The following is a 24,997-nucleotide window of genomic DNA, read 5'->3' on the forward strand; positions in this document are numbered from 1 at the left end:
TTTTAAAAAGAAAGGGAATTATCTGTATATTTATACAAATTTCTTCTACACTTACTTTTTTAAATAAGTTTTTAAAAACATAAAAAAGCATCTAACTTCGATGCTTTTCAAATAAGTTAAACAATCCGTTTCCGAATCGAGCTTGAAATCAAATCAATTATAATTACCATTAAAATAATACCTAATAAAATAATACCAACACGAGACCAATTCCGTGAACTCAGCGCAAAAATTAAAGGTGTACCAATCCCTCCTGCTCCGATAACTCCTAAAATCGCAGCGGATCGTACATTAATTTCAAATCTGTATAACGTATACGATAGAAAATCTGGTAACACTTGCGGTAACACCGCATACCAAAGTATTTGAAAACGATTTGCTCCTGTTGCTAGTAACGCTTCCGTCGGTCCTTTATCTATGTTTTCAATTCCTTCTGAATATAGTTTTCCTAACATTCCAATAGAATGCAATCCTAAGGCTAATACTCCTGCAAAAGAGCCTGGACCAACAGCTTTTATAAATAAAAGAGCCATAACTAATTCAGGAAACGTACGAACAAAACTAAGTACAAATTTCCCAAATCCTGAAGTTAATTTTCCACTACTCATATTCGTTGCCGCCCAAAAAGCAAACGGAACAGATAAAAATGCAGAAATAAATGTACCTAATATCGCAATTGCCAACGTATCAATTAATCCATGTAATAAATCTTCACCATCTGGCAAAGATACATACGACCAGTCTGGAGTCAATATCCCTGTCATAATTGCTTTTGTAATTTCTCCCGCCGTTTCCTTTATTCCCTCTAGCGGTACTCCTGAAAAAGCCCATATATAAACAAATGTAAGTGCTATAAAAATAAACGAGCGATACACACTCGGTTTCTTCGGTTTTGGTACGATTATCGTCGTTTTACTCATTATAATTTCTCCCGCAACAATGTACTTACATAATCAATTACCAATACAACAACAAGAGTATAGATGATAATAGATGCAGTTTGTTGATATTGTAAAAATCCAAGTGTACGATCATAATATAGTCCAATACCACCTGCTCCTACTAAACCTAGGACAGCCGCTGCCCGTACATTCACCTCAAATGTATATAGTACATAGGAAACAAAGTGTGCTTTTACTTGTGGAATGACTCCATAAACAATCCATTGCACCTTATTAGCCCCTACAGCTGTCATCGCTTCTAGTGGGCCAGGGTCAATTGATTCAATTGATTCATACAACAATTTCGCCACGAGCCCAATTGAGAAAAAAGTAAGAGCTAAAATACCCGGAAGTGGTCCTATTCCAAAAATAGCTACGAAAATTGCCGCTAATAATAAATCTGGTATCGTTCGAATAAAATTTAAAATCAATCGAGCTGGACTGTATAAAAATGTACTAGTAAACACATTACTTGCCGCAAACAGTGCAAGTGGAATAGCTAAAATCGCTCCTAAAGTCGTCCCAATAATCGCCATACGTATTGTATCTAACATTGCTGTTGTAATAACTTGAAAATAACTCCAATCTGGCGGCACCATTTCTTTTAACAAATCCATTATATTAGGAAAACCAACTACTATCTTTGAAAATGATGCGTCGACCTGTATACTACTTCCCCACAACAGTAAAATGAATAGAATAAACGTTAACATATGTTTTAACTTACTCGGCGGCTTCGGTATCGACTTCGAATATATCGTCACATCATTCATTTAGCTGCCACCTCTAACAATTCACTTTTCTGTGCTACGTCACCATAAATTTCAGCAAACTTTTCATCCGTTGCTGCTTCTACTAAACCATCAAAAACAATTTCGCCTGCATGTAATCCAATAATACGCGTCGCATATTGCCTAGCTAAAGCAATAGAATGTAAGTTTACAATTGTTGTAATTCCAAAATCTTCATTAATTTTCTTTAAATCATCTAATACTTGCTTTGTTGTTAGCGGATCTAACGACGCAACAGGTTCATCTGCCAATATGATTTTTGCTTCTTGCGCCAATGCTCTAGCTATCGATACACGTTGTTGTTGTCCTCCTGATAATTCATCAGCACGTGCATATGCTTTTTCTAAAATATTCACTCTTTTTAACGCTTGAAATGCGAGCTCCACATCCTCTTTCGGAAACAAACCTAACGTTGTACGCAATGTCGAATGATATCCAACACGGCCAGCTAATACATTCTTCAATACTGTTGATCGCTTTACAAGGTTAAAACTTTGAAAGATCATACCAATATCCCGGCGCATACGTCGTAAATCTTTTCCTTTTGCAGCAGTAATAGACTCACATTCAATCATGATTTCGCCTTCTGTAATCTCATGAAGACGATTTACCGATTTTAGAAGTGTAGACTTTCCAGCTCCGGACAGCCCTACCATTACAACAAACTCACCTTTTTGAATTTTCAAGTTTATATTATTCAATCCTTTTGTACCATTTGGATACACTTTGGAGACATTTCGAAATTCTATCACACATCTTACCTACCTTCTATGTATTCAAAACGACAAACTAACTGAAAACATTCCCTTTCAGCTAGCTGCCATTTCCATATGTATTATTGCGTTTTTACTTTCTTCCCATATTCACGAACGATGTCAAATTTACTATCATCAGATTTAACATATCCTTCATGTGAATATACTTCTTTAATGATTTTGTGACCTTCCTCATTTTTTCCAATTTCAATGAAAGCATCCTGTAATTTCTTGCTCCACTCTTCATCTAAATCAGAACGTACCGAAATCGTATCGTTTGGAATTTTCTCCGTAAATTTCACTATTTTCGTTTGCTCGAATATATTCGGATAATCTTTTTTTACAATATTACGAGCATCTTGGAATACAACAGCTGCATCTACGTCACCATTTAAAAGAGCAATAAGCGACTGATCGTGACCTTTTAATGTAACAGGTTTCACATCTTTTAACGGATCAATTCCCTCTTTTAATAGAACAGCTGCAGGCCATACATACCCTGCTGATGATGTTACATCTTGATAACCAATCTTTTTACCTTTTAAATCTTTTACACTATTTATATTAGAGTCTTTTTTAACAACAAACTCAGATTTATAATAATCTACTAAATCTTTTGTAGGAGCTCCTGTTTCATCCTCTACTCCAAAACGTTGTGCTTGTAAAATTACATTTGCAGCCTTCTTTTCATGTGCTAATACGTACGCTGTTGGCGGTAAAAATCCTACATCTACTTGTTTAGATGCCATCGCTTCTACAATTGTATTGTAGTTCGTTGAAATACTAACTTTTACTGGAATATTTAACTTATCACTTAATAGCTTCTCAAGCGGTTTTGCCTTCGCCTCTAACGTATCTGCATTTTGAGAAGGAACAAATTGAACATTTAAAGTCTTCGGTACATACCCTTTTTTCGTATCTTCATTTTTACTTGCACTTGATTCCTTCGTTCCACAGCCACTTAATAATCCCGCTGCTAGTACAACTGTTGTGCTCATTGCAAAAACTTTTTTCAACATATTAATGCCTCCATTTTTCATTGTTATAAAATAACCTTTCATAAACATGAAGAAATATATCACATATTTTTACAAATAATTGATTATTTACATAATCTTTACACATTCTATACACTCACATTAAAATTCTCTTCACATATTTGATATGATGAATTGGAAGATAACAATAGAAAAGGTGAGTCATATTGGAACAAAATCAAACTGTAACTTTAAACATCTTATTAACAAGCGATATACATGGCACTGTTTATCCTATTCACTACCAAGATAACTCCCCAGCAGAACTTGGTTTAGCTAAAATTTCTACTCTTATAAAAAAAGAACGTTCCCAAAATACAAACGTTCTTTTAATTGATAATGGCGACTTTATTCAAGGAACACCATTTACTTATCATTATGTTACATACGAAAAAAACAAAAAAAACCCAATGTCCTTATTAGCGAATTACTTACAGTATGACGCTGCAATTATCGGCAATCATGAGTTTAATTACGGGATGGGTATATTAAATAACGCTGTGACTACTGCGAACTTCCCGTACCTATCAGCAAACATTTTAGATAAAAACATAAAGAAACCTTATTTCGGAAAACCTTATATAATCAAACAGATTGAATCCAATATAAAAATCGCTATTTTAGGGGTGACAACGCACTACATTACCAATTGGGAACAACCCCATCACATTAAAGACTTACAATTTGAAGATGCATTAGAAACAACGAAAAAGTGGGTTTCTTACATTCGCAAACATGAGAAACCAGATTTACTAGTCGTAGCGTATCACGGGGGAGTTGAACGAGATTTACAAACCGGGGTACCGACTGAAGTTTTAACAGGAGAAAACCAAGGATATGCAATGTGCCATGAAATTGAAGACATAGATATTTTATTAACAGGTCACCAACACCGGGAAATTGCTCACACAATGGCTAACGGTGTAACAATTTTACAGACCGGATGTAATGGAAACTCAGTTGGAAAAGTAAAAATAACATTCGAAAAAACAAAACATAAATGGGTTAAAAAAGAGAGTTCTTCTGAATTATTATCTGTACAAGGAGTTGAGGCTGACCAAGATGTACTTTCATTGGTAGCCGATTACGAAGAGAAAACACAAAAGTGGCTTGATCAACCTATTGGAATCATTCAGGGGGATATGCAAATTTCAGATGCTATGCAAACTCGTTTGCATGATCATCCTTTTATCGAATTCATAAATAAAATACAGATGGATATAGCTAATGTATCAATTTCTTGTACAAGTTTGTTCCATAATACATCTCCAGGTTTCCCGGAACATGTAACAATGCGTGACATCGTTTCTAATTATATTTATCCAAACACATTAAAAGTAATTAGAATAACTGGAGCGGATATAAAAAATGCTCTTGAACTCTCTGCTTCTTATTTCACATTAAAAACAGATGGATCCATCACCGTAAGTCCTACCTACATAGAACCAAAGCCACAACATTATAATTATGATATGTGGGAAGGGATTTCATACGTATTAAACATTTCAAAACCAATTGGTGAAAGAGTAGAATCTTTACAGCATAACAGTGCTCCTCTTAATATGAATGAAGAATATGACGTTGTAATGAATAATTATCGTGCAAGTGGCGGGGGAAATTTCTTTATGTTTCAAAACAAACCGGTAGTAAAAGATATACCCACAGATATGTCTGAACTTATCGCTAATTATATATTGGAACATAAAACGATAGAAGCAACAGTTAATAACAACTGGAAAGTTATTAAATAACGATTTTTACATATAAAAAAGATGGGCTTCGCCCATCTTTTAATTTAATTTTGCATTATCTTGCTTTTTTAAAGCTTTTAATTTCGTCGGTGTAACATCTGTACCTTCTTCGTTAACAACTTTAATACCTTTAAGTTCGTTTAACATATTTTGACGAAATCCTTTTAAATATTGTTCACGTAGCGATTGACGCTCACGTTGCTCTTCTTCAGTTAAACCTTCAGCTTTTGCTTTTTTCGCTAAGAAGTTAATGCGTTCAACGAGTTCGTGATTAATCATCTCGAATCCCCCTTCTAATCAAAACTGATTATTATCATACAATAGTTACTCTTCTTTATCAAGCAATTGCTTCGTATACTCTACATATCTACGATGTACAGTCGCCTTTGAAACATTATGACCAAATCCACGTAATGTTGCTGCAATTTCTTCAAACGTGAGTTCACTTTTTCGCAAACGTACAATTTCCTCAATTGGCACTTCTTTTTTCTCTCTTCCTACACTTAAATGACGATTTTTTAAATTTTTTTCTGGACGATAACCTTTTTCTACTGCACGTTGCATACCTCGTTTAATTTTCAAATTATGAATCTTTCTTTGATATTCTTCAACAATACCAATAATATCTAATACCATTGAATCAGAATCCGACAATTGTAATTCACCATTATGTGTATGCGTATATACTTTTATGCCTTCTTTATGTAAACAATGCATTAACGCGATCTTCGCATTTCCTCTACCAAGACGCGTTTCATCTTGTATAAGTAACACATCAATTTGTTCGTCTCGAATTGTATCCAACACCTCTAATATACCGTCACGTTCAATTGTATATCCACTAGCCTGCTCTTCAATCACCTTAGTAACATTCATTTGATAGCGCTCAGCTAAATGCAATAATTCATCTTTTTGACGTAATAATGATGTTTCTTGCGCTTCTTTCGTTGTACTCACACGTGCATAAATAATTGCATTCATTTTGAACCCCTCTTTCTCCCTATTATTTCCCTATAGTGTAACATAAATCCGCCATTTGTTCGAACTTATGTTTGTAGAATGTTTTTTCACATGTTATACTTATTAATAAGAAAAATGAAAGAAAACGAGGTGTTAGAAAACATGGAAAAGTTAACGAAACGCCAGCAAGACATTCTCGACTTTATTAAGCTAAAAGTACAAGAAAAAGGATATCCACCTTCCGTACGTGAAATTGGTCAAGCAGTCGGCCTCGCTTCTAGTTCTACAGTGCACGGACATTTATCACGATTAGAAGAAAAAGGATACATTCGACGCGATCCAACAAAACCACGTGCCATTGAAATTTTAGGTGAAGACCGAATGGATACGGAAACACAATCTGTTATTCAAGTTCCAATTGTCGGAAAAGTCACTGCTGGTTTACCAATTACAGCGGTCGAAAGCGTAGAAGAACATTTCCCACTTCCAGCTAGTATTGTTGCTGGAGCAGACCAAGTGTTCATGTTACGTATTTCTGGAGATAGTATGATTGAAGCTGGTATTTTCGATGGAGATTTAGTTGTTGTTCGCCAACAGCAGTCTGCATATAATGGTGAAATTGTAGTCGCTTTAACAGAGGATAACGAAGCAACAGTTAAACGTTTCTATAAAGAAAAAGACCATTTCCGTCTACAACCAGAAAACTCTTCATTAGAACCTATCATTTTAAAACAAGTGTCAGTTATCGGGAAAGTAATTGGCGTATATCGTGATTTACATTAAAAATAACAAAAAGAAGATAATTACCTTATTTATATACGGTAATTATCTTCTTTTTGTATTTTGATAGATTTCCATGCATTCTATTTCTTATTAACGAGTTTCAATCGTCACATCTCCCGCAGCCGTTTTACCGCTAATCTTTTTACTACCATTTCCAATTGTTACATTTTTATTTTCTTCATTAAAAATTGTTACATCTCCAGCAGCACTTTGCCCAGTAATTACCGCATCTTGTGGTGTTTCCGATAAAGTAATATCTATATCTCCCGCAGTTGAACTTGCTTCTAGATTATACTTAGAATCATGATCTTGAATATTTATTTCCCCACTTGTTGTTTTTGCGGTCACTTTCCCTAATACCTTCTTAAAGTTCACCTCACCAGCTTTTGTCGATCCCTCCACATTCTTAGCCGTTACTTGTTTCAACTCTACTTCTCCAGCAAGTGTCCTAACACTTACGCTATCACTTTTCACATCACTCATTTCGATTTGTCCAGCAGATGAATTTACTTTTACATCTTGGTAAGAGCGTTCGGGCACAAGGAGAGTCAATTTAGACGTTTGAAACCTAAAATCGTAAAAAGAAAAATCAAATGAAGCACCTTTTTCTCTTTCCCCAATAATTTTTAATGTGTCACCATCTTCTGCGATACGAATCTCTTGTTTACGTACATCTCCCGATTGCTTTACATAAAAAGAAGAGTCAGGAGATTTTTGGACAATAATATCCCCGGCATCTAACTTAACTTCTATATTTTTTAATGTTTCGTTTTTAATTACATTTTCTTTATCGCCTTTTTCAGCAGTTTGTACTGCTTTTTCATATGTTTGGGAAATTCCTATTACTCCAATAATGATACAAGCGATAGCGATTAAAAATAGTTTTTTCATCATTTACTCTCCTTTTATCATTTTGAAGTTCCATATTACATATCGTACACACAATCTCTTAAACCACTTTGTACTATAAAAAGCGATAATACATAAAAATAAACCTACCCCAACAAACGTTATACTAACGAAAAGATCCAACCATATAAAAGTACCCATAAATACTTTTCCAATAACGAAAAATGGTGTTACTACACTAGCAATACCACCGATCCAAAAAGAAAATATAAAAGCAATAATTGCGACTAACGGGCCTAACACAATAATAAAATTAAACAAACTAAGTCCAATCGCTGCCATAACAGCTCTTGTCACATTTGAAGTCGATGGATTTTTTTTCATTTCATCGAAGCGATACATCGCAAGTAATTCTTTCGCGATTACTTTCGGAGAACCAAGGCCCTGTATTATTTCCGATTCAGTTTTCCCCTCTTCTAGTCCAAACTGAAAGTGCTCTTCATAATCCAATAAAATATCTTGCCTCTCTTCCTCTGGTAACTTTCTAAGATAACTTGATAATTCTTTAAGAAACCCTTCTTTACTCATCCCATTCCACCCCTTCAACAATTTCTTGTACCCCTTTCGCAAAATCACGCCATTCTGTTACTAACAAATGAAATTGCGTCTCCCCTTGCTCTGTTAATTGATAATATTTACGAGGTGGCCCTTCCGTAGATTCCTTTAAATACGTTTGAAAATACCCTTCTTTCGTCAAACGACGTAATAAAGGGTATACTGATCCTTCCGATATTAAAAATTTATTAGAAATTTGCTGAACAAGTTCATAACCGTAACTATCTTTACGTTTTACAAGTGCTAATACACAAAGTTCAAGCACACCTTTTTTAAATTGAACGTTCAAGTGCCATCCTCCTTTCCTATCTTAGTACTGTTCAATACACGGTACCTGTTTTATCCATAATATACCACTTAGTATTGTTTATTGCAAGGTACTAAACTATATTTATTCCCTAAATTTAGAAAATGAACTAACGAAATCCTGAATAAGACTGCGTTATAACTAAGCATCATTACGTTAATATCATTGAGTGATAATCTGATTCACAAGCCACAAACTTATAGCCTTGCAGATGAGGACATAAAAATCATCGCTCGCGTTGTACAGGCAGTAAAGAATTATTAAGTTATAGCACAAGTGATTTAAAAAAGATAAAATCAATTCTTTTGAAAAGATTTTCTTAGTAACATGATTCAAAATAACCAAAAACAATCCATTATCTAGTAGTTAATATATCCAATAACTTCACTAAAAAAGCCCTGATACCGTAGTATCAAGGCTTTTTTAGTTCATAAATTATATAAAACTTACGTTTATCTGATAATGTTTTTCTATGATATCACTACTTGTTATTAATTATTGGCTTTTATGTGGTTGTTTTTCATTTTGCAACCACATAAAATTGTAATAATAGGGAATTAAAAAACCCTTGATACTAGTTGTATCAAGGGTTCAAGCCTCTTAGTATAGAGACATATATTGATCGCGTTCCCATTGGTGAACTTGTGTTCTAAAGATATCCCACTCAATCTCTTTCGCTTCGATGAAGTGCTCAAGTAAGTGTTCTCCTAGTGCACCGCATACTACTTCATTAGATTGTAATGTAACTAATGCTTGCGCTAATGTTGCTGGTAAGTCAACGATACCTGCTTCTTCGCGCTCTTCTTTTGTCATTACATAGATGTTACGATCTACTGCTGCTGGTGGAGTTAATTTGTTTTTAATTCCATCAAGACCTGCAGCTAATAATGTAGCCATTACTAAATATGGGTTTGCAGCTGGGTCAACACTACGCACTTCTACGCGTGTACTAATACCACGAGATGCAGGGATACGTACTAACGGACTACGGTTTTGTGCAGACCATGCTACGTAACAAGGCGCTTCATATCCAGGTACTAGACGTTTATATGAGTTTACAGTTGGGTTTGCTATCGCTGTAAATGCTGGTGCATGTTTTAAAATACCTGCGATGAAGTGACGAGCATCATCACTTAATTGTAAGTCACCGTTTGCATCAAAGAATACGTTCTCACCATTTTTAAATAATGATAAGTTACAGTGCATACCTGAACCGTTCACACCATATAGTGGTTTTGGCATAAACGTTGCGTGTAAACCATGTTTACGAGCAATTGTTTTTACAACAAGTTTGAATGTTTGAATGTCATCACATGAGCGAATTGCATTTGCATATTTAAAGTCAATTTCGTGCTGTCCTGGAGCAACCTCATGGTGAGATGCTTCAATTTCAAATCCCATTTCTTCAAGTTCAAGAACGATATCACGACGACAGTTTTCCCCTAGATCCATCGGCGCAAGGTCGAAGTATCCACCGTTATCGTTTAGTTCTAATGTTGGATTTCCTTTTTCATCAACCTTAAATAGGAAGAATTCTGGCTCTGGTCCAAGATTGAAGTCTGAAAATCCTAAAGCTTCCATTTCTTTTAACACACGTTTTAAGTTGTTACGTGGGTCTCCATCAAATGGAGTGCCATCTGCATTGTAAATATCACAGATTAGTCGAGCTACTTTACCTTTTTCAGCTGTCCAAGGGAAAATTACCCAAGTGTCTAAATCAGGATATAAATACATATCAGACTCTTCAATACGTACGAAACCTTCAATCGAAGATCCATCAAACATCATTTTGTTATCAAGAGCTTTCGTTAATTGTCTCACTGGAATCTCTACGTTTTTAATTACCCCTAAAAGGTCCGTAAATTGTAAACGGATATACTTTACATTCTCTTCTTTCGCCAAACGGAAAATATCTTCTTTTGTGTATCTAGACATTATAAATTCCTCCTTAGTCCCTCTAATCGCCTTCAGAATCAGTTATCTTTAGTGAAAAAATCTTGAAATGTCACCTTGTCGCAATGAAGTTCGATTGAATCTACCTGTATGTTGTAGTTCATCTCGAAGTATTTTGCGAAGCTCAGTTTTTGAAATTTCTTTCGTTTCTTCTTTTACTTTCACTGCTTCTGTTTGATTTTCTTTCATTAGTAACACTTGTTTAATACCAGCCATATTCAGGCCTTGATCTAACAAATCTTTAATTTCTAACAACTTATCTACATCGTTAAATGAAAATAATCTACGATTCCCCTTTGTACGGGTTGGAGAAACAAGATTATGCTCTTCATAGTAGCGAATTTGACGTGCAGACAATTGTGTTAAATCCATAACAATACCAATAGGAAACAGCGGGGCAGAACGTCTATCTTCTTTCATTTTTCAGTTCCTCCTTCGCCTTAACTGCTTCTCATTTTATACCATGTTATGTTTAGTGTCAATAGATGTTAGCTTTTCTCACATGATTTTTTATAATTTTTTTTACGAATTTTTTCATTCTTTTTTCTAATCGCATAAATCATTACTTTTATACGAAAAAAGCTGCCAAAATCGACAGCTTCCCATTAAGAAATTATTAATAAATTCTTTTCAATCAATTCGTCAATCGCAGAACAAATCGCAATTTTAACATGCGAATACGTTAAGCCACCTTGCACATACGCAACATACGGTGGTCTAATTGGACCATCAGCAGACAATTCAATACTTGCACCTTGAATAAACGTTCCCGCCGCCATGATTACATCATCTTCATAACCTGGCATATAGTTTGCATACGGAGTAAAATGCGAATTAATTGGAGATGCATATTGAATCGCTTGGCAGAAGGCAATCATACGGTCTTTATCATCAAATTGAACCGATTGAATTAAGTCTGTTCTTGGCGCATTCCACGCTGGTGACGTGTTCATTCCTAACTTTTCTAAAAACGCAGCTGTAAAAATTGCACCTTTCAGCGCTTGTCCTGCAACATGTGGCGCTAAGAAGAACCCTTGATACATTTCTTGCAGACTGTATAAAGACGCTCCAGCTTCCGCACCAATTCCCGGAGATGTTAAACGATATGCACACGCTTCAACATACTGTTCTTTCCCGACAATATAACCGCCAGTTTTAACAATTCCGCCGCCCGGGTTTTTAATAAGTGAACCCGCCATTAAATCTGCACCAACATGACATGGCTCTTGCTCTTCAATAAACTCGCCATAACAGTTATCTACAAACACAACAACATCAGGTTTAATTTCTTTAACAAACGCGATCATCTCTTTAATTTGAGAAATAGTAAACGATGGACGAGTAGCATAACCTTTCGAACGCTGAATACCGATCATTTTCGTATTATTATGAATCGCCGCTGCAACAGCCTCAAAATCAACAAGCCCAGCACTAGTTAGCGGAACTGCATTGTAACCGATATTATATTCTTTAAATGAACCTACACCTTTCCCACGCACACCAACAATTTCCTCTAACGTATCATACGGTTTCCCAGTGATATATAATAACTCATCTCCCGGGCGTAAAATACCAAATAACGCTGTAGAGATAGCGTGAGTACCTGAAATAATTTGCGGACGAACAAGTCCAGCTTCCGCCCCAAATACATCAGCATACACTTTTTCTAACGTATCACGGCCAATATCATCATAACCATAACCTGTTGTCGGGATAAAATGCGAGTCACTAATTTTATGTTTCCGAAAACTTTCTAATACACGAAACTGATTGCTTTCAATCACTTCATCCGCACGTTTATGTACTTCTGTAATCTGACTCTCTACTTCTTTTACAATTGGAGCAATTTTTTCTCCATTTTTCAAACGATCAAACATTTTTATTTTCTCCTTCTTCCACTAAAAATCTCTTTAATTGCACATTAAGCGATGAATGAGTAAAAATATACCCTGCACAATCATATACAAATTTATCTTCTAGAAACTCCATCTTTGCTAATAGAGTTTCCGTCTTTAAAAGCGTTAACAACTTACCTTCACTCGGAGGGATTTCCACTCGATAACAATCCATTTCTTTCTTCATCTTCGTTTCTATCGCTTCTTTTATACGCAATAAATCACTTTCTTCAAAAGCACTAGTCATTAAGAAATCACTTTTCGGAAACGGAATAAAGTTTTGATGTAATTCATCTTTTTTATTATATAACGTAATAATAGGAATATGGTTAATTTCAAGTTCTGATAATAATCGTTTTACTGTTTTTTCATGCCCTATGTAGTTAGAATCCGCGGAATCAACTACATGTAAAATGACATCTGCTTCCCCCGCTTCTTCCAGTGTCGAACGAAAAGCAGCGATTAATGAAGTGGGTAAATCTTGTATAAAACCAACAGTATCAGTTAGTAATACTGTATAACCAGAAGGTAACGGCATCTTCCTCGTCGTTGGGTCTAATGTTGCAAACAGAAGGTTTTCTTCAAACGTATCAGCTTCCGTTAATCTATTAAACAGTGTCGATTTCCCTGCATTTGTATACCCTATTAACGAAACTTGAAATACTTTATTATCTTTTCTTCTCTCACGATATCTTTTTCGATGTTCCACAACAACTGCAAGTTGTTTCTTTATTTCATCAATACGGGATCGAATATGACGACGATCCGTCTCTAATTTCGTCTCACCCGGTCCTCTCGTTCCAATACCACCACCAAGACGCGATAAGGACAATCCCTGCCCCATAAGACGCGGCATTGTATATTGCAACTGAGCTAATTCTACTTGAAGCTTACCTTCCCTCGACTTCGCACGTTGCGCAAAAATATCCAGTATTAGTTGCGTTCGATCAATTACTCTCGCATTTAATACTGAGGATAAATTCCGAATTTGACTCGGCGTTAATTCATTATTAAATACAATAACATCCGGCTCTAATTCTTCAGTTAACATTGTAAGCTCTTCTAATTTCCCTTTACCTATGTAAGTTGCCGGATGAAACTTTGGTCGTTTTTGCGTTGTTGACACTAACAATTCTGCTCGTGCAGTCTTCGCTAGTGATGCAAGCTCTTTCATGGAATGCATAAATTTTTCATCATCATCTTGTGGCAATTGACAGCCTACTAATATGACTTTTTCTTTTTCTTCCATCAAATATGTTCACTCATCCTTTTCGAAATTTAAACCTTCTAATATAATAGCAGAGGAAGCACATTTCATCTAGTTAGCGGGGGAGAAAATTCATGGCATGGGAGATTTTTAGCATCATAGGCACAATCGCTTTCGCACTAAGCGGAGCCATTGTTGCAATGGAAGAGGATTATGATATTTTCGGGGTGTATATTTTAGGAATGGCAACCGCATTTGGGGGAGGTGCCCTTCGTAATTTATTAATCGGTTATCCGATTGTCGCATTTTGGCAACAAGACATGTTATTCCAAATCGCACTTTTATCAATGACTATTATTTTTCTTTTTCCAAATAAGTTAATTAGACATTGGAAAAAGTGGGAAAATATCACTGACGCTATCGGCTTATCAGCATTTGCTGTACAAGGAGCATTATATGCCCAAAAATTAAATTTACCAATTAGCGCCACAATTGTAGCAGCTGTTTTAACTGGTATCGGCGGCGGTATCATTCGCGATCTTTTAGCCCGCAGAAAACCTCTCGTTCTTCGAGCTGAAGTATATGCCTTTTGGACAATTTTAGCAGGTTTCTTAATTGGCGCTCAAATTATTGTTAGCGATTGGGCTCTTTACATTTTATTCATTTTAATTGTTTGCTTCCGCATGGTTTCTATTCATTACAAATGGCATTTACCACACAGACGTATCGAAACGAAAGAACGTTCAATGCATAAATAGCAATCTAACCTCTTTGCATATCGTAAAGAGGTTTTTCTTTTCTAACGATTTTTTCTTTATATAATGTTTATACTAATTTTTAAAGTGAGGTGAATACAAATGACAAACCACGTTAATAAAGGAGCTCAAAAAAGCTCAGTAAATCAATTCGGGCACGATCCTAATTCAGCACACGAAAAGAGCGCTAAAATGGAACACTTCCATAAAGCACACCAAGAAAAAGCAAAAAAAGAGTAAACGAACTTATACACAAAAATCGACGCACAGTTTATGTACTGTGCGTCTCCTCTTCGAGCATCAAATCCATGCTCGATATTCCAATTAAATCATTTTTATCATAGGCATCTTCTTGCAACAACCGCATCGCCTGTGTACGAATTGATTTTTCAACAATATTCCGTACATACCGCCCATTACTAAACGATGTAATTTGCGACGAATACTTTACAGCATGTAAATGATCCCTAAATTTCCATTCAGCCTCTTTCGATAACTGATATTCACGCTCTTCATACATTCTTTTCCCAATTTCCAACAACTGATTTACCGAGTAATCCGCAAATTCAATAATAAATGGAAAACGAGATTGCAGCCCTGGATTTAATGAAAGAAAGTGATTCATCTCTCTTGAATATCCAGCTAAAATCAATACAAAACCATGTTGTTTATCTTCCATATGTTTTACAAGCGTATCAATTGCTTCTTTTCCAAAGTCCTTCTCTCCTCCTCGAGCTAAAGAATACGCCTCATCAATAAACAAAATACCTCCCATTGCTTTTTTTATTAAGTCTCTTGTTTTTTGGGCTGTATGGCCGATGTACTCTCCTACAAGATCAGCACGTTCAGCTTCAACCAAGTGGCCTTTCGATAGAATATTCATCTCAAACAGCAATTTTCCTATCATTCTAGCAACTGTTGTCTTCCCTGTACCTGGATTCCCTTTAAACAGCATATGAAGTACTTGCTTCTCTGACTTCAATCCCTTCTCTTGTCTTTTTTTATTCACATAAATCCAAGCATATATTTCTTTTATTATCTTTTTTATATCATCCATCCCAACAAGCTTCCCCATCTCTTCTTCAATTCTCTGCAGCATTTCATGTTTAATTGTAGTTTCATTTGAAATTACCGTTTTATTTTCTGCGGCTGGCAAAGAAATTTTCTTTCGATGGTTTAACACAATATTAATTTGATTATTGTTTTTCTTTCGCATCGATTGTTCCATACAATCACCTCATTTTATCCACTCACCAAATATTATTATTCCTGTCCCCCTTGTAAATGCCTATTTTCAGAAAAGTTTGCTATAATATAAGAAATAATTAAGGTGGTGGGACTATGGAGACAACGGAATTCCATGATACAATACAAGCCTTTTCTATTTTTTTATTGAATAAAGGCCGAAAACCCTCAACTATTAAACGTTATGTTTATGACGTTGAAGACTTCGGACATTGGTTAGAAAAAAACAAAAAGCTCCCTTCCAGTAATATATGGGCTACACTTTGTACAAAAGACTACGAAGATTACTTTTCCGATTTAAAAACGAATCGACATTACTCAGAAAAAACGATGCATCGTGTATTTATTGTACTAAATAGAATGCATCATTTTCTAAACATTCCTAATCCATTGAAAAATATGGAGATATCTATTCAACCAGACCGTACACTTCGTAACGAAGATTTCATTTCACCTGATGAAGAAAAAAGGTTAAAGTATATAGTCACTTCATTAGAAGGACTTTCAGAAAAACAACTTCCTGTGCGCCCCTTATTAATGGATCGCAATATTGCTATTTTAAATCTATTGATTGACTACGGTTTATCCTTACAAGAACTTACAGCATTAACAATGCATCACGTTCACTTTGAAACTAACACATTATCAATCCCAGCAACCGCAGGTGTAGAAAGAACAATTACATTAGCAAAAGAAGACAAAAAACAACTATATAATTATTACAAAAGCATCCCGGAACCAGTTCGTCCTAAATACCATAGTGATGATCCATTATTTGTCGCATTCGATTTTAACCGTGGAACATACAGGTGGGTATATGAAAATGATGCACCAAAGGCATTAACGGAAATTGCTATACAAAAAATGATTCGCCTCGAAGTGGCTAGAGCCAATTTACGTAAAGGAATTTCAGGACAACATTTTCGTAACACCTATATTTTAAACTTAATAAAAAAAGAAACTCCTGAATCAGAAATTATAAAACTCGCTGGATTCAAATCAAAAATTTCATTAAAGCGATATTATCAATACGCAGAAAATAGAAAAAACGCCTTATTGTAAGGCGTTTTTTCTATTTTTTCTTTAAACAAACGATTTTATTATGACCATTTAACTAATTTCTGCATCTACTATGATGAGTTTCGTTCACATTTTCGTGAGAAAGGAGAGATTTAATGTCTCGTTATAACGACAATCAAAACAAATTCTCCAAACCATGCTTTCCAAGTAGCGCCGGACGAATTCCAAATACTCCATCAATCCCAATTACTAAAGCTCAACTTAGAACATTTCGTGCGATTATTATTGATTTAACAAAAATAATCCCAAAACTTTTCGCAAATCCATCTCCCCAAAATATTGAAGATCTAATCGATACATTGAACCTACTGAGTAAATTTATTTGTTCACTAGACGCTACTTCCTCCCTGAAAGCACAAGGGTTAGCTATTATTAAAAACTTAATAACTATATTAAGAAATCCAACCTTTGTAGCAAGCGCTGTATTTATTGAGCTTCAAAATCTCATTAACTATTTACTATACATTACAAAATTATTCCGAATTGACCCTTGCACACTTCAAGAGCTCCTTAAATTAATAGCAGCATTACAAACTGCTCTAGTTAATTCTGCTTCGTTCATTCAAGGACCTACCGGACCTACTGGACCAGCAGGCGCTACTGGTGCCACTGGGCCTCGAGGTAACACGGGCGCTACTGGACCTACCGGTGCCACTGGGCCCCGAGGTAACACAGGCGCTACTGGACCTACCGGTGCCACTGGACCTCGAGGTAACACAGGCGCTACTGGCGCCACTGGACCTCAAGGTAACACGGGCGCTACTGGGCCTCGAGGTAACACGGGTGCTACTGGCGCTACTGGACCTCAAGGTAACACAGGTGCTACTGGTGCCACTGGACCTCGAGGTAACACGGGCGCTACTGGCGCTACTGGACCTCAAGGTAACACAGGTGCTACTGGTGCCACTGGACCTCGAGGTAACACGGGCGCTACTGGCGCTACTGGACCTCAAGGTAACACAGGTGCTACTGGTGCCACTGGACCTCGAGGTAACACGGGCGCTACTGGCGCTACTGGACCTCAAGGTAACACAGGTGCTACTGGTGCCACTGGACCTCAGGGTGTTCAAGGTAACACAGGTGCTACCGGCGCTACTGGTGCTACTGGACCTCAAGGTAACACGGGTGCCACTGGCGCTACTGGTATAGGAGTTACCGGACCTACTGGACCTCAAGGTAACACAGGTGCTACCGGCGCTACTGGTGCTACTGGACCTCAAGGTGTTCAAGGTAACACAGGTGCTACCGGCGCTACTGGCGCTACTGGACCTCAAGGTGTTCAAGGTAACACAGGTGCTACCGGCGCTACTGGTGCTACTGGACCTCAAGGCGTTCAAGGTAACACAGGTGCTACCGGTGCTACTGGACCTCAAGGTGTTCAAGGTAACACAGGTGCTACCGGCGCTACTGGACCTCAAGGTGTTCAAGGTAACACAGGTGCTACCGGCGCTACTGGTGCTACTGGACCTCAAGGTGTTCAAGGTAACACAGGTGCTACCGGCGCTACTGGTGCTACTGGACCTCAAGGTGTTCAAGGTAACACAGGTGCTACCGGCGCTACCGGCGCTACTGGTGCTACTGGACCTCAAGGCGTTCAAGGTAACACAGGTGCTACCGGTGCTACTGGACCTCAAGGTGTTCAAGGTAACACAGGTGCTACCGGCGCTACTGGACCTCAAGGTGTTCAAGGTAACACAGGTGCTACCGGCGCTACCGGCGCTACTGGTGCTACTGGACCTCAAGGCGTTCAAGGTAACACAGGTGCTACCGGTGCTACTGGACCTCAAGGTGTTCAAGGTAACACAGGTGCTACCGGCGCTACTGGACCTCAAGGTGTTCAAGGTAACACAGGTGCTACCGGCGCTACTGGTGCTACTGGACCTCAAGGTGTTCAAGGTAACACAGGTGCTACCGGCGCTACTGGTGCTACTGGACCTCAAGGTGTTCAAGGTAACACAGGTGCTACCGGCGCTACTGGTGCTACTGGACCTCAAGGTGTTCAAGGTAACACAGGTGCTACCGGTGCTACTGGACCTCAAGGCGTTCAAGGTAACACAGGTGCTACCGGCGCTACTGGACCTCAAGGTGTTCAAGGTAACACAGGTGCTACCGGTGCTACTGGACCTCAAGGTGTTCAAGGTAACACAGGTGCTACCGGCGCTACTGGTGCTACTGGACCTCAAGGTGTTCAAGGTAACACAGGTGCTACCGGCGCTACTGGACCTCAAGGTAACACGGGTGCTACCGGCGCTACTGGTATAGGAGTTACCGGACCTACTGGACCTTCTGGCGGGCCTCCTGGACCTACTGGACCTCAAGGTAACACAGGTGCTACTGGTGCTACTGGACCTCAAGGTAACACGGGTGCTACCGGTGCTACCGGCGCTACTGGACCTCAAGGTAACACGGGTGCTACCGGTGCTACCGGCGCTACTGGACCTCAGGGTGTTCAAGGTAACACGGGTGCTACTGGCGTTACCGGTGCCACTGGACCTCAAGGTAACACAGGTGCTACTGGTGCTACTGGACCTCAAGGTGTTCAAGGTAACACAGGTGCTACTGGTGCTACTGGACCTCAGGGTGTTCAAGGTAACACAGGTGCTACCGGCGTTACCGGTGCCACTGGACCTCAAGGTGTTCAAGGTAACACAGGCTCTACCGGGCCTCAAGGCATTCAAGGACCAACGGGTGCTACCGGCGCTACTGGCATAGGAGTTACTGGACCTACTGGGCCAACTGGACCTAGCTTCCCTATAGCAACAATTGTTGTAACAAACAATATTCAGCAAACAGTACTGCAATTTAATAACTTTATTTTTAGTACTGCAATTAACGTAAACAATATTATCTTCAACGGCACAGATACAGTTACTGTTATTAACGGTGGTATTTATGTAATTAGCGTATCCATTTCTACAACTGCGCCAGGATGCGCTCCACTCGGAGTAGGAATTTCAATTAATGGAGCAGTCGCAACTGATAATTTCTCTTCAAATTTAATAGGCGACTCACTTTCATTTACTACAATAGAAACATTAGCAGCTGGTGCAAGAATCTCTGTCCAATCTACTCTTAATGAGATTACGATCCCTGCGACAGGAAATACTAACATCCGCCTTACTGTATTTAGAATCGCTTAAATTTCACTATATATTGTTTATGACAAATAAAAAAAGAGCGAGGAAACTCGCTCTTTTTTGTTATGTACAATAATTCATTACTATTCTAATTCAATTGAAACATTTTTTTGTGGTACAAATGTAGAAATTGCATGTTTATAAATAAGCTGTTGCTTACCTTCTGTTTCCAGCAGGACTGTAAAATTATCAAATCCTTTAATTAGTCCACGAAGCTGGAAACCATTTAATAAGTACAGCGTAACAAACGTATTTTCTTTACGGAGTTGATTTAAAAACTGATCTTGAATATTGATTGATTGCTTCATGTCGAATCCTCCTCTTTTTCTCTACTTACTATTATTCGACTTTACTTGTAACTTTCCTTCTATGTATCGTAAAATTTCTGACGTTTTTTCACCGTCTGTAACATCAAACCACGTGACATCCATTTTATTACGGAACCACGTTAATTGACGTTTTGCATAACGACGCGAATTCGTCTTTAATTGTGACACCGCATCTTCTAAAGAGGCTCGATTCTCAAAATAATCATAGATTTCTTTATATCCAATCGCTTGAATAGATTGACAATCTCGTATCCCTCTATTATACAGCCCTTCTACTTCCTCTAATAGGCCTTGTTCCATCATCAAATCCACTCGTAAGTTAATGCGATCGTATAGCATTTCTCGATCCATTGTCAAGCCAATTAATGAAACATCATAGAGTAACTCTTTTTCTTGTTTCTCAATTTGTTCACTCATTTTTTCACCCGTCGTGTGGAAAATTTCTAACGCCCGAATGACACGTCGTACATTATTTGCATGAATACGCTCCGCACTTTCTGGATCTACTTCTTGCAATTTTTTATGTACATATTCCACACCGCGTTCTAAAGCTAACTTTTCCATTTGCTCTCGGTATATCACATCACCAGCATCATCTGTAAACTGATAATCGAATAAAACAGATTGTATATAAAGACCGGTCCCACCAACTATAATTGGTAATTTACCACGTTCTGTAATTTCTCGAATATGCTTGCGAACACGTTCTTGAAATTCCGCGACAGAAAATGAATCTTCCGGATTTTTTATATCGATCATATAATGTGGAATTCCGTCCATCTCTGCTTTTGTTACCTTTGCGGTTCCAATATCCATCGTTCGATAGATCTGCATGGAATCACCACTAATAATTTCACCGTTCAACGCTTTGGCAAGATCGATACTTAACTTCGTCTTTCCAACAGCAGTTGGTCCAATGATGACAGCAACTTTTTCACGTTGCACTTCTCCCATATCATTCAACTCTCTTTATGTAATATACTCCATCTATTGATTATACCCAATCTTACCAATTTTAACGGCATGATTGCAAGTTCTTTCATTTCGGTACATGAAATTATACAGAAAAAAGAACATAGTTTGTCCAATTCTGCATATACATGATAAAAATAGTTTCGAGAGGATGAGTTAACTATGAAACAATCCACCATCAATTTTTCATCTTTGACAAAAGACCTCATTTTAGCCACTTCTACAAAAGAACAAAATTGTTCACAAGAGGAATTATACTTCGCCCTAAATTGTTTACTACGGGCTTTTCATTCTACTCTCCATGAAACAACATTACATCCAGAAAATAAAAATACAGAATATATACAAACGCAATTTTGCAGTGCATATAAAATTATTACAGGTAAAACTATTTATCCATTTCAATAATCCATAAAAAGCGGCTGCTTACATAGTTTCAAGCAACCGCTTTTTATATTAATATCGATAACCTATTGTATAACTTTCACTTTTACAGATTTGCGCCCCCAGCTATTAGCACTACCATCTGAACCGACTAATACATCAATACGATTTCCTTTAATCGCACCACCGGTGTCTCCAGCAATCGCTTCTCCATATCCTTCTACCCATACTTTTGATCCAAGCGGAATTACTTTCGGATCAACAGCAATTACTTTCATATTTGGATTTGCTGTTAAATCATGCCCCATTGCAGTTAATACACGACCACCATACGAACCATTCTCACTCGGATCTGCTGTATATGCCGTCGCTTCTACTGTAATTTCACGACCACCAGTAGGCGCACTTGTTTCAGTAGATTTTGCAACTGGTTTTGCAGCCGGTTTTTCTTTTACCACAGGTTTACTTGATTCTACATTCTTAATAGAATCATTACTCTTAACAGACTCTTTATTCTTAACTACTGTATTATTTTTAACTGGCGTATTTGTTCTAGCTGGCGCTTCTTCTTGAGCTACAACCTCTTTCTTTTCGATTACAGGTGCTGTTCCTGTTAAAAATGGCACGTGAACATATCCAACTTTTCCATTGTAGTCGAATTGTAACCATTCATTTTGAACTTGATTCGTCGTTTCAATCACATCATTTTTATTAAGTTTACCTAAAATTTCAGAATCAGTATTCGCTCCAGCACGAACATTTAATACGCCCGCCGTTACATAATATGTGCTCTTTGTAAAATCGGCACTTACAAACGCTTCCTTACCGTTCAACTTAATTTTTGTCCATCCATTTTCTGTATTTATAACATCTAGTGTATTCCCACTGAACACTTTACCTACAAGCTTTGACTCTACATTTGGGTTTTCTCTAACATTTAATACGTCTGTTGTTACAATTGTTTCCGCTTTAGCAGAACCCACAAAAATCCCAAGACCAAAAACTGCTGCTGTTGCTATACCTAATAATTTTTTCATGAATAGCCTCCATTTGCTTTGTTTTCGTATTTTCATTATAGCAACAGATTTTTAGAATTTTTAGAAATCACACAATTACAAAGCATTCGTAATATACGATTAACGAGTTGTAACATAAATTTCCATATTAATAAAATGCATTTCTAATACAATCTTCAGTGGTTTTCATATATTTTTCATATACGAGCACAAGAACTTTTTCCCAGAAAAAATTACAGTGTTACTTTTTTGTTACAAAAAATTCACAATTCGTTACATCTTTTACCAAAAAACATCAATATTCAATTGTTAACCTATTTTTTTGTAATAAAAAGAGAGCAGCTACTAAAAACTGCTCTCTTTTTATTTGTTATTGAACTTTCTTTTTCCAAACACCTAGCATAACAGCCGAGACAATTGTTCCAATTAATATAGAGAAAATATATAGTAACGGTTTATTTACTAACGCTATTACAAATAATCCACCATGCGGTGCCGGTAATGTAATTTGGAATAACATAGATAACGCACCTGCAATACTTGAACCAACAACACAACTTACGATTACTCGAACCGGATCTGCAGCTGCAAACGGAATCGCACCTTCTGTAATGAACGACGCTCCCATAATATAATTTGTTAAACCAGATTTACGTTCCGCTTCTGTAAACTTTGATTTAAAGAATGTAGTTGCGAATGCAATCGCAAGTGGTGGTACCATCCCACCAGCCATAACTGCTGAGTGCACTCCAAAATTCTGCGCTTCTATTGCAGCAATACCAAACGTAAATGCCGCTTTATTAATTGGCCCCCCCATATCAATTGCCATCATACCACCTAAAATAAGACCTAGTAATATAGCATTCGTACCGTTTAAACCATTTAACCACCCTGTCAACATTTCATTTAATGCTACTACAGGCGGAATTACTACTTTTTGCATTACAACTCCTGTAATCAATAATCCAAAGACTGGATATAACAATACAGGTTTAATTCCTTCTAATTGTACTGGTAGTCCTGAAAATAATCTTTTCAACCCTAAAACAACATATCCAGCTAAGAAACCAGCAATTAATCCACCTAAAAATCCAGCATTCGCATTCGCCGCTAAAAATCCACCTACAACACCAGGCATAAAACCAGGACGATCAGCAATAGAACTTGCAATAAATCCAGCTAAAATTGGTACAAGGAATAAAAACGCACCTGTTTTTCCTCCACCAATTGACATGAACAATTCAGCTAAAGGACCTTCCGCCTTTATACCACCAAACGAAAACGCTAGCGCTATTAAAATCCCGCCACCAACAACGAATGGAAGCATATTACTTACACCGCTCATTAAATGCTTATAAATTCCTAATCCTTTTTCTCCCTCAATACTTTCTGATTTCCCGTCCTCTTTTACACCTTTAAAGATTGGTGCATCTTGTTTGACAGCTCGCTTAAGCAGATTTTCCGTTTTTCGAATCCCATCAGCAACTGGCACTTGAATGACATGTTTACCAGCAAAACGATTCATTTCTACTTGTTTATCCGCCGCAACAATAATAGCTGTTGCACGTTCAATATCCTCTTTCGTTAAACCGTTTTTAATACCTGTTGATCCGTTTGTTTCAACTTTAATCGCTATTCCTAACTCTGTCGCTTTTGCTTTTAAGCTATCCGCTGCCATATATGTGTGAGCGATTCCAGTTGGACAAGCTGTAACAGCAAGTACGTACGGTTCATTTCCTTCTGGTTTTGCGACTTCAATCTCTTCTTCTTTTTCATTCTCTTTTTCATCAAATAGTTGAAGAAGCTCACTTTCATCCTTTGCTTCTAATAGTTGCTTGCGAAATCCTTCATCCATTAATAATGTCGATAAACGAGACAACGTTTCTAAATGAGTATTATTCGCTCCTTCACTTGCAGCAATCATAAAGAATAAGTGTGCTGGCTGTCCGTCAAGCGACTCATAATTGATACCGCTTACACTTCTACCAAAACAAATCGATGGTTGTTTAACAGCCTTTGTCTTCGCATGAGGTATTGCAATACCTTCCCCTATTCCAGTCGTACTTTGGGCCTCCCGCTTTAAAATAGCTTCTTTAAATTCCGTTTTACTATTTAAACGATTTGCCCCGTTTAATTTCTCAACTAATTCATCTATGACAGCTTCTTTATTTGAAGCTGTCAAATCCATAATGACTGTATCCCTTTTTAATAGTTCTGTAATTTTCATATGTTGCT

General features: G+C 37.3%; 25 protein-coding genes and 1 pseudogene. 8 read left to right on the forward strand and 18 right to left on the reverse strand.

The features are described 5' to 3' along the window. Positions 1–116: 116 nt before the first annotated feature. From phnE (C3Y97_RS18670) to C3Y97_RS18685, 4 genes are all read right to left on the reverse strand, one after another. Complete coding sequence (gene phnE / locus C3Y97_RS18670) at positions 117–920, reverse strand: phosphonate ABC transporter, permease protein PhnE (RefSeq protein WP_000047897.1); 804 nt, start codon at positions 918–920, stop codon at positions 117–119. Beyond that, complete coding sequence (gene phnE, locus C3Y97_RS18675) at positions 920–1,714, reverse strand: phosphonate ABC transporter, permease protein PhnE (protein WP_001000760.1); 795 nt, start codon at positions 1,712–1,714, stop codon at positions 920–922. The genes phnE (C3Y97_RS18670) and phnE (C3Y97_RS18675) overlap by 1 nt, the downstream gene beginning before the upstream one ends. Beyond that, positions 1,711–2,484, reverse strand: coding sequence for a phosphonate ABC transporter ATP-binding protein (phnC, locus tag C3Y97_RS18680; RefSeq protein WP_000569244.1), 774 nt, complete (start codon positions 2,482–2,484; stop codon positions 1,711–1,713). Before phnC ends, phnE (C3Y97_RS18675) begins: the two co-directional genes overlap by 4 nt. Before the next feature lie 83 nt (positions 2,485–2,567). Next, positions 2,568–3,506, reverse strand: coding sequence for a phosphate/phosphite/phosphonate ABC transporter substrate-binding protein (locus C3Y97_RS18685; RefSeq protein WP_000915065.1), 939 nt, complete (start codon positions 3,504–3,506; stop codon positions 2,568–2,570). A 185-nt stretch (positions 3,507–3,691) separates the two neighbouring features. On the opposite strand from C3Y97_RS18685, the gene C3Y97_RS18690 reads away from it, so the two are divergent. Next, positions 3,692–5,275 (forward strand): bifunctional metallophosphatase/5'-nucleotidase, encoded by a 1,584-nt coding sequence (locus C3Y97_RS18690; protein ID WP_000437456.1) that lies wholly within the window; start codon positions 3,692–3,694, stop codon positions 5,273–5,275. A 39-nt stretch (positions 5,276–5,314) separates the two neighbouring features. On the opposite strand, the gene C3Y97_RS18695 is transcribed toward C3Y97_RS18690, so the two are convergent. Then, on the reverse strand, positions 5,315–5,554 hold the full coding sequence (locus C3Y97_RS18695; RefSeq protein ID WP_000607015.1) for a DUF896 domain-containing protein: 240 nt from the start codon (positions 5,552–5,554) through the stop codon (positions 5,315–5,317). 45 nt (positions 5,555–5,599) lie between these two features. Next, complete coding sequence (locus tag C3Y97_RS18700; protein WP_000991469.1) at positions 5,600–6,256, reverse strand: YneB family resolvase-like protein; 657 nt, start codon at positions 6,254–6,256, stop codon at positions 5,600–5,602. 141 nt (positions 6,257–6,397) lie between these two features. Between C3Y97_RS18700 and lexA the strand changes: the two genes are divergently transcribed. Continuing rightward, positions 6,398–7,018 (forward strand): transcriptional repressor LexA, encoded by a 621-nt coding sequence (gene lexA / locus C3Y97_RS18705; protein WP_000413738.1) that lies wholly within the window; start codon positions 6,398–6,400, stop codon positions 7,016–7,018. A 90-nt stretch (positions 7,019–7,108) separates the two neighbouring features. Here the strand turns inward: lexA and C3Y97_RS18710 are convergent, their stop codons facing one another. Genes C3Y97_RS18710 through C3Y97_RS18720 form a run of 3 tightly spaced genes read right to left on the reverse strand, consistent with a single transcriptional unit; the run spans position 7,109 to position 8,771 of the window. After that, a complete protein-coding gene (locus C3Y97_RS18710; protein WP_136363606.1) occupies positions 7,109–7,912 on the reverse strand; it encodes a DUF4097 family beta strand repeat-containing protein in 804 nt (267 codons plus the stop codon). Next, the gene (locus tag C3Y97_RS18715; RefSeq protein WP_000031382.1) at positions 7,913–8,455 is read right to left on the reverse strand and encodes a DUF1700 domain-containing protein; all 543 of its coding nucleotides are present in this window, start codon (positions 8,453–8,455) and stop codon (positions 7,913–7,915) included. Beyond that, a complete protein-coding gene (locus tag C3Y97_RS18720) occupies positions 8,448–8,771 on the reverse strand; it encodes a PadR family transcriptional regulator (RefSeq protein WP_001102629.1) in 324 nt (107 codons plus the stop codon). Before C3Y97_RS18720 ends, C3Y97_RS18715 begins: the two co-directional genes overlap by 8 nt. 162 nt (positions 8,772–8,933) lie before the next feature. On the opposite strand from C3Y97_RS18720, the pseudogene C3Y97_RS28495 reads away from it, so the two are divergent. Then, positions 8,934–9,053 (forward strand): annotated as a pseudogene (locus C3Y97_RS28495) (LexA family protein); the annotation flags it as partial. 336 nt (positions 9,054–9,389) lie between these two features. Here the strand turns inward: C3Y97_RS28495 and glnA are convergent. From glnA to hflX, 4 genes are all read right to left on the reverse strand, one after another. Then, positions 9,390–10,724: a type I glutamate--ammonia ligase gene (gene glnA, locus C3Y97_RS18725; protein WP_000092763.1), complete on the reverse strand. Its 1,335-nt coding sequence runs from the start codon at positions 10,722–10,724 to the stop codon at positions 9,390–9,392. Positions 10,725–10,772: 48 nt separating this feature from the next. Then, positions 10,773–11,162 (reverse strand): transcriptional repressor GlnR, encoded by a 390-nt coding sequence (glnR, locus tag C3Y97_RS18730; protein ID WP_000656783.1) that lies wholly within the window; start codon positions 11,160–11,162, stop codon positions 10,773–10,775. A 185-nt stretch (positions 11,163–11,347) separates the two neighbouring features. Then, the gene (locus C3Y97_RS18735) at positions 11,348–12,619 is read right to left on the reverse strand and encodes a methionine gamma-lyase family protein (protein WP_000460304.1); all 1,272 of its coding nucleotides are present in this window, start codon (positions 12,617–12,619) and stop codon (positions 11,348–11,350) included. Then, positions 12,612–13,886 (reverse strand): GTPase HflX, encoded by a 1,275-nt coding sequence (gene hflX / locus C3Y97_RS18740; RefSeq protein ID WP_000391408.1) that lies wholly within the window; start codon positions 13,884–13,886, stop codon positions 12,612–12,614. The genes C3Y97_RS18735 and hflX overlap by 8 nt, the downstream gene beginning before the upstream one ends. Before the next feature lie 92 nt (positions 13,887–13,978). On the opposite strand from hflX, the gene C3Y97_RS18745 reads away from it, so the two are divergent. Then, on the forward strand, positions 13,979–14,602 hold the full coding sequence (locus C3Y97_RS18745) for a trimeric intracellular cation channel family protein (RefSeq protein WP_000312267.1): 624 nt from the start codon (positions 13,979–13,981) through the stop codon (positions 14,600–14,602). A 99-nt stretch (positions 14,603–14,701) separates the two neighbouring features. Further along, complete coding sequence (locus C3Y97_RS27895) at positions 14,702–14,839, forward strand: hypothetical protein (protein ID WP_000181500.1); 138 nt, start codon at positions 14,702–14,704, stop codon at positions 14,837–14,839. 31 nt (positions 14,840–14,870) lie between these two features. Here the strand turns inward: C3Y97_RS27895 and spoVK are convergent, their stop codons facing one another. After that, positions 14,871–15,827: a stage V sporulation protein K gene (gene spoVK, locus C3Y97_RS18750; protein WP_000438178.1), complete on the reverse strand. Its 957-nt coding sequence runs from the start codon at positions 15,825–15,827 to the stop codon at positions 14,871–14,873. Between the two features lie 113 nt (positions 15,828–15,940). Between spoVK and C3Y97_RS18755 the strand changes: the two genes are divergently transcribed. Together C3Y97_RS18755 and C3Y97_RS18760 are read left to right on the forward strand one after the other, a co-directional pair. Further along, positions 15,941–16,906, forward strand: coding sequence for a tyrosine-type recombinase/integrase (locus C3Y97_RS18755; protein ID WP_000450326.1), 966 nt, complete (start codon positions 15,941–15,943; stop codon positions 16,904–16,906). A gap of 113 nt (positions 16,907–17,019) precedes the next feature. Further along, positions 17,020–20,064: a Gly-Xaa-Xaa repeat protein gene (locus C3Y97_RS18760; RefSeq protein ID WP_136363607.1), complete on the forward strand. Its 3,045-nt coding sequence runs from the start codon at positions 17,020–17,022 to the stop codon at positions 20,062–20,064. 80 nt (positions 20,065–20,144) lie between these two features. Here the strand turns inward: C3Y97_RS18760 and hfq are convergent, their stop codons facing one another. Both hfq and miaA read right to left on the reverse strand, forming a co-directional pair. Further along, positions 20,145–20,369, reverse strand: a complete 225-nt coding sequence (gene hfq / locus C3Y97_RS18765) for an RNA chaperone Hfq (RefSeq protein ID WP_000813896.1) — start codon at positions 20,367–20,369, stop codon at positions 20,145–20,147. 21 nt (positions 20,370–20,390) lie between these two features. Next, positions 20,391–21,344 carry a tRNA (adenosine(37)-N6)-dimethylallyltransferase MiaA gene (gene miaA, locus C3Y97_RS18770; protein WP_000504929.1) on the reverse strand — a complete coding sequence of 318 codons (954 nt, stop codon included), beginning with the start codon at positions 21,342–21,344 and terminating at the stop codon, positions 20,391–20,393. A 180-nt stretch (positions 21,345–21,524) separates the two neighbouring features. Here miaA and C3Y97_RS18775 point away from each other — a divergent pair, with 180 nt between their 5' ends. Then, positions 21,525–21,770 (forward strand): hypothetical protein, encoded by a 246-nt coding sequence (locus tag C3Y97_RS18775; protein WP_000814429.1) that lies wholly within the window; start codon positions 21,525–21,527, stop codon positions 21,768–21,770. Positions 21,771–21,832: 62 nt separating this feature from the next. On the opposite strand, the gene entD is transcribed toward C3Y97_RS18775, so the two are convergent. Together entD and C3Y97_RS18785 are read right to left on the reverse strand one after the other, a co-directional pair. Continuing rightward, entirely contained in the window at positions 21,833–22,783 is a 951-nt protein-coding gene (gene entD, locus C3Y97_RS18780; RefSeq protein WP_000734640.1) for a cell wall-binding protein EntD, read from the reverse strand. Positions 22,784–23,132: 349 nt separating this feature from the next. Continuing rightward, positions 23,133–24,989: a PTS fructose transporter subunit IIABC gene (locus tag C3Y97_RS18785; protein ID WP_000704605.1), complete on the reverse strand. Its 1,857-nt coding sequence runs from the start codon at positions 24,987–24,989 to the stop codon at positions 23,133–23,135. Between the last annotated feature and the right edge of the window lie 8 nt (positions 24,990–24,997).

It is taken from the genome of Bacillus sp. DU-106, assembly GCF_004799705.1.
In the GTDB taxonomy this organism is placed as follows: Bacteria; Bacillota; Bacilli; order Bacillales; family Bacillaceae_G; genus Bacillus_A; species Bacillus_A cereus.